Annotated in this window: 14 protein-coding genes; all 14 read left to right on the forward strand. The window is 40.8% G+C overall.

All coding sequences use genetic code 11. The features are described 5' to 3' along the window. Positions 1 to 61: 61 nt before the first annotated feature. The 14 genes from ADH54_RS08540 (at position 62) to dnaJ (ending at position 11340) form a co-directional block, all read left to right on the forward strand. On the forward strand, positions 62 to 1258 hold the full coding sequence (locus ADH54_RS08540) for a phosphoglycerate kinase (protein WP_049524779.1): 1197 nt from the start codon (positions 62 to 64) through the stop codon (positions 1256 to 1258). Positions 1259 to 1389: 131 nt separating this feature from the next. Further along, entirely contained in the window at positions 1390 to 1551 is a 162-nt protein-coding gene (locus ADH54_RS12075) for a hypothetical protein (RefSeq protein ID WP_161800820.1), read from the forward strand. Between the two features lie 134 nt (positions 1552 to 1685). Further along, the gene (locus tag ADH54_RS08545; RefSeq protein ID WP_049524780.1) at positions 1686 to 2213 is read left to right on the forward strand and encodes an FUSC family protein; all 528 of its coding nucleotides are present in this window, start codon (positions 1686 to 1688) and stop codon (positions 2211 to 2213) included. Between the two features lie 76 nt (positions 2214 to 2289). Next, complete coding sequence (gene glnR, locus ADH54_RS08550; protein WP_000659548.1) at positions 2290 to 2646, forward strand: transcriptional repressor GlnR; 357 nt, start codon at positions 2290 to 2292, stop codon at positions 2644 to 2646. 36 nt (positions 2647 to 2682) lie between these two features. After that, positions 2683 to 4029 carry a type I glutamate--ammonia ligase gene (glnA, locus tag ADH54_RS08555; RefSeq protein ID WP_033676218.1) on the forward strand — a complete coding sequence of 449 codons (1347 nt, stop codon included), beginning with the start codon at positions 2683 to 2685 and terminating at the stop codon, positions 4027 to 4029. 114 nt (positions 4030 to 4143) lie between these two features. Next, on the forward strand, positions 4144 to 4464 hold the full coding sequence (locus ADH54_RS08560) for a PadR family transcriptional regulator (protein WP_049524789.1): 321 nt from the start codon (positions 4144 to 4146) through the stop codon (positions 4462 to 4464). Then, a complete protein-coding gene (locus tag ADH54_RS08565; protein ID WP_049524781.1) occupies positions 4464 to 5039 on the forward strand; it encodes a DUF2812 domain-containing protein in 576 nt (191 codons plus the stop codon). Before ADH54_RS08560 ends, ADH54_RS08565 begins: the two co-directional genes overlap by 1 nt. Before the next feature lie 34 nt (positions 5040 to 5073). After that, the gene (locus ADH54_RS08570; RefSeq protein ID WP_049524783.1) at positions 5074 to 5586 is read left to right on the forward strand and encodes a DUF2812 domain-containing protein; all 513 of its coding nucleotides are present in this window, start codon (positions 5074 to 5076) and stop codon (positions 5584 to 5586) included. A gap of 160 nt (positions 5587 to 5746) precedes the next feature. Beyond that, a complete protein-coding gene (gene hrcA, locus ADH54_RS08575) occupies positions 5747 to 6781 on the forward strand; it encodes a heat-inducible transcriptional repressor HrcA (protein WP_004261010.1) in 1035 nt (344 codons plus the stop codon). Positions 6782 to 6807: 26 nt separating this feature from the next. Further along, a complete protein-coding gene (grpE, locus tag ADH54_RS08580) occupies positions 6808 to 7332 on the forward strand; it encodes a nucleotide exchange factor GrpE (protein WP_049524784.1) in 525 nt (174 codons plus the stop codon). A gap of 11 nt (positions 7333 to 7343) precedes the next feature. Next, entirely contained in the window at positions 7344 to 7571 is a 228-nt protein-coding gene (locus ADH54_RS08585; RefSeq protein WP_049524785.1) for a hypothetical protein, read from the forward strand. A 238-nt stretch (positions 7572 to 7809) separates the two neighbouring features. Next, entirely contained in the window at positions 7810 to 9633 is a 1824-nt protein-coding gene (gene dnaK / locus ADH54_RS08590) for a molecular chaperone DnaK (protein ID WP_049524786.1), read from the forward strand. A gap of 12 nt (positions 9634 to 9645) precedes the next feature. Then, a complete protein-coding gene (locus ADH54_RS08595) occupies positions 9646 to 9999 on the forward strand; it encodes a hypothetical protein (RefSeq protein ID WP_000115730.1) in 354 nt (117 codons plus the stop codon). A 204-nt stretch (positions 10000 to 10203) separates the two neighbouring features. Then, entirely contained in the window at positions 10204 to 11340 is a 1137-nt protein-coding gene (dnaJ, locus tag ADH54_RS08600; protein ID WP_001066295.1) for a molecular chaperone DnaJ, read from the forward strand. Positions 11341 to 11793 lie beyond the last annotated feature (453 nt).

Here is an 11793-nt window from a genome sequence, read left to right on the forward strand (position 1 = left end):
TTATATTTCCAAAGTGTGATATAATAGTTTCGAATAAAATAAATAAAGGGGTTTTTGTAACATGGCAAAACTTACTGTTAAAGACGTTGACTTGAAAGGTAAAAAAGTCCTCGTTCGTGTTGACTTCAACGTACCATTGAAAGATGGCGTAATCACTAACGACAACCGTATCACAGCAGCTCTTCCAACTATTAAGTACATCATTGAACAAGGTGGACGTGCAATTCTTTTCTCTCACCTTGGACGTGTGAAAGAAGAAGCTGATAAAGCTGGTAAATCACTTGCTCCTGTAGTAGCAGACTTGGCAGCAAAACTTGGTCAAGATGTTGTGTTCCCAGGTGTCACTCGTGGTGCTGAATTGGAAGCAGCTATCAACGCTCTTGAAGATGGACAAGTTCTTTTGGTTGAAAACACTCGTTACGAAGATGTTGACGGCAAAAAAGAATCTAAAAACGATCCTGAACTTGGTAAATACTGGGCATCACTTGGAGATGGTATCTTCGTAAACGATGCATTCGGTACAGCTCACCGTGCACACGCATCTAACGTTGGTATCTCAGCAAACGTTGAAAAAGCAGTTGCTGGTTTCCTTCTTGAAAACGAAATTGCCTACATCCAAGAAGCAGTTGAAACTCCAGAGCGTCCATTCGTAGCCATTCTTGGTGGTTCAAAAGTTTCAGACAAGATCGGTGTTATCGAAAACTTGCTTGAAAAAGCTGATAAAGTCCTTATCGGTGGTGGTATGACTTACACATTCTACAAAGCACAAGGTATCGAAATCGGTAACTCACTTGTAGAAGAAGACAAATTGGATGTTGCGAAAGCTCTTCTTGAAAAAGCAAACGGTAAATTGATCTTGCCAGTTGACTCAAAAGAAGCTAACGCCTTTACTGGCTACACTGAAGTGCGTGACACTGAAGGTGAAGCAGTTTCTGAAGGATTCCTTGGTCTTGACATCGGTCCAAAATCTATCGCTAAATTTGACGAAGCTTTGACTGGTGCCAAAACAGTTGTATGGAACGGACCTATGGGTGTATTTGAAAACCCAGACTTCCAAGCTGGAACAATCGGTGTGATGGACGCTATCGTGAAACAACCAGGCGTTAAATCAATCATCGGTGGTGGTGACTCAGCTGCCGCAGCGATTAACCTTGGCCGTGCAGATAAATTCTCATGGATTAGTACGGGCGGAGGTGCTTCAATGGAACTTCTTGAAGGTAAAGTATTGCCAGGTTTGGCTGCACTTACAGAAAAATAATTTCAGCCCGTTAGTCTCTACAAAATCCTGATTTTGTAGAAAAAGGAACAAAACTGAAACGTTAACAAAAAGGTGGCTATGTCACCTTTTTGTGTTAGTGGAGGTATTTGTGACGCGGTGGTGGGGCATCAATGGAGATTCTTGAAGGTAATACTCTTCGAAAATCTCTTCAAACTACGTCAACGTTGCCTTGCCGTACTCAAGTACAGCCTGCAGCTAGTTTTCTAGTTTGCTCTTTGATTTTCATTGAGTATAAAGTTCTTCCAGGACTTGCAGCTTTGACAGAAAAATAAGATTTTATAATGAATCAAAGAAGAGAGGGATGAAAGTTCCTCTTTTCTTTTGCTCAAAATAAAAACGCTTCCTCTCAACTATTACTCATAAAAATCACCGATTTATGATAAAATGGAAATAGAAAGTTGAGATTATGAGTTATTTTAAAAAATATAAATTCGATAGATCCCAGTTCAAACTTGGTATGCGAACCTTTAAAACAGGTATTGCTGTTTTTCTAGTTCTCTTGATTTTTGGCTTTTTTGGTTGGAAAGGTCTTCAAATTGGTGCTTTGACAGCCGTTTTTAGCCTGAGGGAGAGTTTTGATAAGAGTGTCCATTTTGGGACTTCGCGTATTCTAGGAAATAGTATCGGTGGCCTCTATGCCTTGGTTTTCTTCCTAATAAATAGTTTTTTTCACGAAGCCTTTTGGGTAACCTTAGTTGTTGTTCCAATCTGCACCATGTTAACCATTATGACAAATGTAGCCATGAATAACAAAGCAGGTGTTATTGGTGGTGTAGCGGCTATGTTAATTATTACCCTATCGATTCCGAGCGGAGAAACAATTTTGTACGTTTTTGCGCGTGTATCAGAAACTTTCATGGGAGTTTTTGTCGCAATTCTCGTAAATTACGATATTGATCGTATTCGGCTCTTTTTAGAGAAAAAAGAAAAATAATGTTACATTTTATAACATTATCAATTGACGTTTGTCTTTTTTTAGACTATAATAGACAGAAAGAAGGAAATTGTAAATGAAGGAAAAAGAATTTCGCCGAAATATGGCTGTTTTTCCTATCGGCAGTGTTATGAAGTTGACCGATCTATCGGCGCGTCAGATTCGTTATTATGAAGATCAAGAGTTGATTAAGCCTGATCGAAACGAAGGGAACCGTCGCATGTATTCCTTGAATGACATGGATCGTCTGCTTGAAATCAAAGATTATATCTCTGAAGGTTATAATATCGCTGCCATTAAGAAAAAATATGCTGAACGTGAAGCGAAATCCAAGAAAGCGGTGAGTCAGACTGAGGTGCGTCGTGCACTTCACAATGAACTCCTCCAACAGGGTCGCTTTGCTTCGGTACGATCACCTTTTGGTCGCGGTTAGGCAACCGCAAGTAGTCATACATTAAGGAGAAAACTCATGCCAATCACAGCTGCAGATATTCGTCGTGAAGTCAAGGAAAAAAATGTTACCTTTATCCGTCTCATGTTCTCAGATATTTTGGGAACCATGAAAAACGTCGAAATTCCTGCTACAGATGAACAGTTAGATAAAGTCTTGTCAAATAAGGCTATGTTTGATGGATCTTCTATTGAAGGTTTTGTACGTATCAATGAGTCGGATATGTACTTGTACCCTGACTTGGATACATGGACAGTCTTCCCGTGGGGAGATGAAAATGGAAGTGTTGCAGGTTTGATCTGTGATGTCTATACAACAGAAGGTGAACCATTTGCAGGTGACCCTCGTGGCAATTTGAAGCGTGCTCTTCATCACATGGAAGAAGTAGGATTCAAGTCCTTCAACCTTGGGCCGGAGCCAGAATTCTTCCTATTTAAGTTGGATGAAAATGGAGACCCAACACTTGAAGTGAATGACAAGGGTGGCTACTTTGATTTGGCACCTACTGACCTTGCGGACAATACACGTCGTGAGATTGTCAACGTCTTGACCAAAATGGGATTTGAAGTAGAAGCGAGTCACCACGAGGTTGCGGTTGGACAACATGAGATTGACTTCAAGTACGATGAAGTTCTCCGTGCCTGTGATAAGATTCAAATCTTTAAGCTCGTTGTTAAAACTATTGCTCGCAAACATGGTCTTTACGCAACTTTTATGGCCAAACCAAAATTTGGTATTGCTGGATCAGGTATGCACTGTAATATGTCCTTGTTTGATGCAGAAGGAAACAATGCCTTCTTTGATCCAAATGATCCAAAAGGAATGCAGTTGTCAGAAACGGCCTACCATTTCCTTGGCGGATTGATTAAGCATGCCTACAACTATACTGCCATCATGAACCCAACAGTTAACTCATACAAACGTTTGGTTCCAGGTTATGAAGCACCTGTTTACATTGCTTGGGCTGGTCGTAACCGTTCGCCACTTGTGCGCGTGCCTGCTTCACGTGGTATGGGAACTCGTCTTGAGTTGCGTTCAGTGGATCCAATGGCGAACCCATACATCGCTATGGCTGTTCTTTTGGAAGTTGGTTTGCATGGTATTGAAAATAAAATCGAAGCACCAGCTCCTATCGAAGAAAATATCTACATCATGACAGCAGAAGAGCGTAAGGAAGCTGGTATCACAGACCTTCCATCAACTCTTCACAACGCCTTGAAAGCTTTGACAGAAGATGAGGTTGTCAGAGCAGCTCTTGGAGAACATATCTATACTAGTTTCCTTGAAGCAAAACGAATTGAATGGGCAAGTTATGCAACTTTCGTTTCACAATGGGAAATTGATAATTATTTAGACCTTTACTAATATAGAAGAAAGATTGCCTGAGGGTGATCTTTTTTTCTTGTGTTTTATATCGAGGTGTGATATATTTTATATACCGAAATGCGATATATCGAACTGAATAGGAGATGAATGCAAATGGAATTAACGGATAAGATTCGTCGAGTTTATCTTCCAATGACGGAAACGGGCTTTTATATCTTGTTCTGTCTGCAAAAGGAAGGTCATGGTTATAGTATTACGCAAAAGGTCAAGGAGATGACAGATTCGCAAGTTTCGATTAGTCCTGGAACTATGTATGGAACCTTGTCAAAAATGGAAAAGGATGGCTTGATTTCCTTTGTCCGCGAAGAGGAAAAACGGAAAATCTATCAGATTACAGATTTGGGACAAAAAGTCTTAGATATTGAATTGAAGCGTATTGAACGGCTATATAGAAACAGTCGGGAGGAAGGATGATGGAAGAGAAAATTGTTTATCGACTTTTTACAATTGCGGATTATGAGAGGGAGGCTTTATATCTTAGAAAAATGCATGCTGAGGGCTGGAAACTCAAAGAAGTAACCTATTCTAACTTAGTAGTTGCGGTTAAGTATACTTTTGAAAAGTGCCAACCGGAGCAGGTGTCTTATCAGTTGGACTTTTATCCCATGAGAAAATCCGATAGAGCCTCCTATTTACAATTATTTAAAGACTGTGGCGGGGAGCATATTACAGACTTTAATGGTTTTTCCTACTTTAGAAAGCTTCATTCTGGAATTGAGTCGGATGCCGAGTTTGAAATTTATAATGACGCGGCCGGGAAGTTAGCTATGGTTAATCGTATTTTAAGACTGCGATTAGTACCTGTTTTACTTTTGCTAGCCATACATATACCATTCTTACTTAAATTGCTCAATAGAAGTAATGCGTATGGTCTATGGAGTTTACTTGCGGTCGGGCTAGATATTTTCTTATCTTTGATCCTTTTGTTAATAGTTTCTTCTATTGGCTGGAAGTTATGGCATAAAAAGAAGGAATTATCAGATTTATGATGGGATAGGTATGCTCAAAATTGGAGGGGGAGTCATGATAAATAAAAAGCAATTTCGGATTTTCACCATTGTTGATTTGGACAAGAAGGAAGAATATTTACATGAGATGCATTTGAAAGGGTGGAGGTATAGGACTAGTCGTTTTGTTTTTTTCTATTTTGACCAATGTCAACCAGAAGATATCATCTACCGTATCTATGATTCTAGATTTCTTAAAAAATATAAGCATGAACTGCAAGATTTTCGAAATAGAGGTTGGGAATTGATAGAAACAGGTTTTTGTTCAATTCTTCGTAAATCATCTTCTAATTTACTTCCAGAGGATCAAGTCTATATGAGTAAGGGGATTAGATGGGAAGTTATGCGATATAGATTTCGTTCATGTGCAGCTACTTTCTTAGGTGGTTTGGTTGTTTGTATGAGTTTGTTTCGAGAAGAACTGTCGCAACCTTTCTTTGTCATTTTTGTTCTATATGCCTTTATGATTTCTTATCTAATTCTTGGTTTTTTCAGACTTAGAAAGAAGTATTTTAAGATTGTAAAATGATTTTCTAGGTCTTTAGACTGATTTTTAGCACTCTTGATAAAAGAGTGCTAATTTTTTGAGTTTTTGTCTTGACATTCTCTTTTAAGGGTGTATAATAGAATCATAAGTTAGCACTTGAGTGCATCGAGTGCTAATCGGTCGGACAGAGAGGGGTGATGAGATGGTTACAGAGCGTCAGCAGGATATTTTAAATCTGATTATTGACATCTTTACCAAAACGCACGAACCTGTCGGATCCAAAGCCTTGCAAGAGTCTATTAACTCTAGCAGTGCAACTATTCGTAATGATATGGCAGCTCTAGAAAAGCAAGGTTTGCTTGAAAAGGCTCATACTTCAAGTGGTAGGATGCCAAGTGTTGCTGGTTTTCAGTACTATGTAAAACACTCACTGGATTTTGACCGACTGGCTGAAAATGAGGTATATGAGATTGTCAAAGCCTTTGATCAGGAATTCTTCAAATTGGAGGATATTCTGCAAGAGGCTGCTAATCTACTAACAGACTTGAGTGGCTGTACGGTAGTAGCACTAGATGTTGAGCCCAGCAGGCAACGGTTGACAGCCTTTGATATTGTTGTTTTGGGGCAACATACAGCCTTGGCGGTATTCACACTAGACGAGTCGCGAACGGTTACTAGTCAGTTTCTAATTCCAAGGAATTTCTTGCAGGAGGATTTGCTGAAACTGAAGAGCATCATTCAGGAACGTTTCCTCGGCCACACCGTTCTAGATATTCACTACAAGATTCGGACGGAGATTCCGCAGATTATCCAGCGTTACTTTACAACAACGGACAATGTCATCGATCTCTTTGAGCATATCTTTAAGGAAATGTTCAACGAAAACATTGTGGTGGCGGGCAAGGTTAATCTCTTGAATTTTGCCAATCTGGCAGCTTATCAGTTCTTTGATCAACCGCAAAAGGTGGCTCTGGAGATTCGTGAGGGGCTGCATGAGGATCAGATGCAAAATGTCCGAGTTGCGGACAGTCAAGAATCTTGTTTAGCAGATCTAGCGGTGATTAGTAGTAAGTTCCTCATTCCTTATCGGGGAGTTGGAATTCTAGCCATTATCGGTCCAGTCAATCTGGATTACCAACAGCTAATCAACCAAGTCAATGTGGTCAACCGTGTTTTGACCATGAAGTTGACAGATTTTTACCGATACCTCAGCAGTAATCATTACGAAGTACATTAAGATTGAAATCATTAAAGGAGGCGAAAATGGCCCAAGATATAAAAAATGAAGAAGTAGAAGAAGTCCAAGAAGAGGAAGTTGTGGAAACGGTAGAAGAAGCAACTCCTGAGAAGTCTGAGTTGGACTTGGCAAATGAACGTGCAGATGAGTTCGAAAACAAATACCTTCGTGCTCATGCAGAAATGCAAAATATCCAACGCCGTGCCAATGAAGAGCGTCAAAACTTGCAACGTTATCGTAGCCAAGACTTGGCAAAAGCAATCTTACCATCGCTCGACAACCTTGAGCGTGCACTCGCAGTTGAAGGTTTGACAGACGACGTTAAAAAAGGATTGGAGATGGTGCAAGAAAGCTTGATTCACGCTTTGAAAGAAGAAGGAATCGAAGAAATCGTAGCTGACGGTGAATTTGACCATAACTACCATATGGCCATCCAAACTCTCCCAGCAGACGATGAACACCCAGCAGATACCATCGCCCAAGTCTTCCAAAAAGGCTACAAACTCCATGACCGCATCCTACGCCCAGCCATGGTAGTGGTGTATAACTAAGGAGGAAAGATATGTTAGATATTTTTGAAAAAAATAAGAAACAGAATGACGAATATCGTAAAACTGCACAACGTTATTATCAAGGTAAGAATATCTGTGATGAATGCACGGGTATTGTGAATGTCTCTGTGTTTATGGATGATTCTCCTGATAGTGATGATGAATGGTTATTTTGTCCTCATTGCGGGCACAATGCATACATTAGAACAAGAGGAATTGCCAAAGCAGAGAAAGGGTAAATTCTCTTGTCCGAAACGACAATAAACTATGAAGAAAGATAAGAGGCAAGCCGGAGGCTTGCAAGGAAGATATTTCCCACTGTGGTGAAAGTTTCAGTAGCAAAAGCTACTGAAACAGGGAATTTTTGAGACAATAGGCTCAAAAATAAGTGATGAAATCCCGAAGGGAGTTGCTCACGTCCCCACCACTTAAGGGAAATATCAAAAATAGAAAATTAACTAACAAGGAGAAAAACACATGTCTAAAATTATCGGTATTGACTTAGGTACAACAAACTCAGCAGTTGCAGTTCTTGAAGGAACTGAAAGCAAAATCATCGCAAACCCAGAAGGAAACCGTACAACTCCATCTGTAGTATCATTCAAAAACGGCGAAATCATCGTTGGTGATGCTGCAAAACGCCAAGCAGTCACAAATCCAGATACAGTCATCTCTATCAAATCTAAGATGGGAACTTCTGAAAAAGTTTCTGCTAATGGAAAAGAATACACTCCACAAGAAATCTCAGCTATGATTCTTCAATACTTGAAAGGCTACGCTGAAGACTACCTTGGTGAAAAAGTTACTAAAGCAGTTATCACAGTTCCAGCTTACTTTAATGATGCTCAACGTCAAGCCACAAAAGACGCTGGTAAAATTGCTGGTCTTGAAGTAGAACGTATCGTCAACGAACCAACTGCAGCCGCTCTTGCTTACGGCTTGGACAAGACTGATAAAGAAGAAAAAATCTTGGTATTTGACCTTGGTGGTGGTACATTCGACGTCTCTATCCTTGAATTGGGTGACGGTGTCTTCGACGTATTGTCAACTGCAGGGGACAACAAACTTGGTGGTGACGACTTTGACCAAAAAATCATTGACCACTTGGTAGCAGAATTCAAGAAAGAAAACGGTATCGACTTGTCTACTGACAAGATGGCAATGCAACGTTTGAAAGATGCGGCTGAAAAAGCGAAGAAAGACCTTTCTGGTGTAACTTCAACACAAATCAGCTTGCCATTTATCACTGCAGGTGAGGCTGGACCTCTTCACTTGGAAATGACTTTGACTCGTGCGAAATTTGACGATTTGACTCGTGACCTTGTTGAACGTACAAAAGTTCCAGTTCGTCAAGCCCTTTCAGATGCAGGTTTGAGCTTGTCAGAAATCGACGAAGTTATCCTTGTTGGTGGTTCAACTCGTATCCCTGCCGTTGTTGAAGCTGTTAAAGCTGAAACTGGTAAAGAACCAAACAAATCAGTAAACCCTGATGAAGTAGTTGCTATGGGTGCGGCTATCCAAGGTGGTGTGATTACTGGTGATGTCAAGGACGTTGTCCTTCTTGATGTAACGCCATTGTCACTTGGTATCGAAACAATGGGTGGAGTATTTACAAAACTTATCGATCGCAACACTACAATCCCAACATCTAAATCACAAGTCTTCTCAACAGCAGCAGACAACCAACCAGCCGTTGATATCCACGTTCTTCAAGGTGAACGCCCAATGGCAGCAGATAACAAGACTCTTGGACGCTTCCAATTGACTGATATCCCAGCTGCACCTCGTGGAATTCCTCAAATCGAAGTAACATTTGACATCGACAAGAACGGTATCGTGTCTGTTAAGGCCAAAGACCTTGGAACTCAAAAAGAACAAACTATTGTCATCCAATCGAACTCAGGTTTGACTGACGAAGAAATCGACCGCATGATGAAAGATGCAGAAGCAAACGCTGAATCCGATAAGAAACGTAAAGAAGAAGTAGACCTTCGTAATGAAGTGGACCAAGTAATCTTTGCGACTGAAAAGACAATCAAGGAAACTGAAGGTAAAGGCTTCGACGCAGAACGTGACGCTGCCCAAGCTGCCCTTGATGACCTTAAGAAAGCTCAAGAAGACAACAACTTGGACGACATGAAAGCAAAACTTGAAGCATTGAACGAAAAAGCTCAAGGACTTGCTGTTAAACTCTACGAACAAGCCGCAGCAGCGCAACAAGATCAAGAAGGAGCAGAAGGCGCACAAGCAACAGGAAACGCAGGCGATGACGTCGTAGACGGAGAGTTTACGGAAAAATAAGGGGCTAGTGTTATGAGTGTTAATAAAAATAATCTTTCTGACATTGCAGATTATCATGAAAAGATAAAGTTTTTTGAAGAATTATTTAATTTGGATTATAATCCAACAGAAATGCTGGTGACTGTGGAAAGAAATGGAAATGTCATTTATAAAGAATTTACAGAAGTAGCTGTTGGTAAGAGTAAATATGACTACACTTCTGTGTTTAAAGATGTTATGATTTACTTTTCGGATCATATATGTCAGGAGTTACACCTATATAAAACACAAGACCCACACTATAATAAATTTGAGTTTGATTTAGCTAAAAGGTCTTTGAAGATTACTACTAGAGATAATACAACCATTTTTATTTCAAATGAATAATCTAACCACAGAGGTTGCAACCCAGCCTCTGTTTTTCGGTAAAAAGGGATAGGGCCGAGTGGCTGGAGTATTATCTCATCAATATAAAAGAAAGGAATTGAACCCGACCTAAATTCTCGGAAAAAAGAGAAATCTGTCTAGGAGCGTCGCTCCAGCGTCAGATTTCCTATTTTTCAGTCGAATTTTACGGTCTTGGTATCTTGTATGAACAATACTGAATTTTATGATCGTCTGGGGGTGTCAAAAAACGCTTCGGCAGACGAGATCAAAAAGGCTTATCGTAAGCTTTCCAAAAAATATCACCCAGATATCAACAAGGAGCCTGGTGCTGAGGACAAGTACAAGGAAGTTCAAGAAGCCTATGAGACTTTGAGTGACGACCAAAAACGTGCTGCCTATGACCAGTATGGTGCTGCAGGCGCCAATGGTGGTTTTGGTGGAGCTGGTGGTTTCGGTGGTTTCAATGGGGCAGGTGGCTTCGGTGGTTTTGAGGATATTTTCTCAAGTTTCTTCGGCGGAGGCGGTTCTTCGCGCAATCCAAACGCTCCTCGCCAAGGAGATGATCTCCAGTATCGTGTCAATTTGACATTTGAAGAAGCTATCTTCGGAACTGAGAAGGAAGTTAAGTATCATCGTGAAGCTGGCTGTCGTACATGTAATGGCTCTGGTGCTAAGCCAGGGACAAGTCCAGTCACTTGTGGACGCTGTCATGGCGCTGGTGTCATTAACGTCGATACGCAGACTCCTCTTGGTATGATGCGTCGCCAAGTAACCTGTGATGTCTGTCACGGTCGAGGAAAAGAAATCAAATATCCATGTACAACCTGTCATGGAACAGGTCATGAGAAACAAGCTCATAGCGTACATGTGAAAATCCCTGCTGGTGTGGAAACAGGTCAACAAATTCGCCTCGCTGGTCAAGGTGAAGCAGGCTTTAACGGTGGACCTTATGGTGACTTGTATGTAGTAGTTTCTGTAGAAGCTAGCGACAAGTTTGAACGTGAAGGAACGACTATCTTCTACAATCTCAACCTCAACTTTGTCCAAGCGGCTCTTGGTGATACAGTAGATATTCCAACTGTTCACGGTGATGTTGAATTGGTTATTCCAGAGGGAACTCAGACTGGTAAGAAATTCCGCCTACGTAGTAAGGGGGCACCGAGCCTTCGTGGCGGTGCAGTTGGTGACCAATACGTTACTGTTAATGTCGTAACACCGACAGGCTTGAACGACCGCCAAAAAGTAGCCTTGAAAGAATTCGCGGCTGCTGGTGACTTGAAAGTAAATCCAAAGAAAAAAGGCTTCTTTGATCATATTAAAGATGCCTTTGATGGAGAATAATACTCTTTGAAAATCTCTTCAAACCACGTCAGCGTCGGCTTGCCGTATATATGTGAGTCGTATCTACAACCTCAAAACAGTGTTTTGAGCAGCCCGTGGCTAGTTTCCTAGTTTGCTTTTTGATTTTCATTGAGTATAAACAAAAAGAGCTGTCGGGCTCTTTTTACTTTATAGATTTTTTAAGACTTTCCTAAGTAATGACGGACGGTAGCGACCTCCTTCGAAGTTCCATACCTAAACTTTGAACCTAAGTCTTAAAGTTTCCGGACAGCTGAAACCAAGCTGTTTCAGGTGTTTTCATTACGGCAGAAAGTCTTCGATTTAGTTGTGAAATGGTGAATGATACTCTTCAAAAATTTCTTCAAACCACGTCAGCGTCGGCTTGCCATGGGTATGGTTACTGACTTCGTCAGTTCTATCCACAACCTCAAAACAGTGTTTTGAGCTGACTTC

It is taken from the genome of Streptococcus pseudopneumoniae (genome assembly GCF_001072315.1).
Classification (GTDB): Bacteria; Bacillota; Bacilli; order Lactobacillales; family Streptococcaceae; genus Streptococcus; species Streptococcus pseudopneumoniae_R.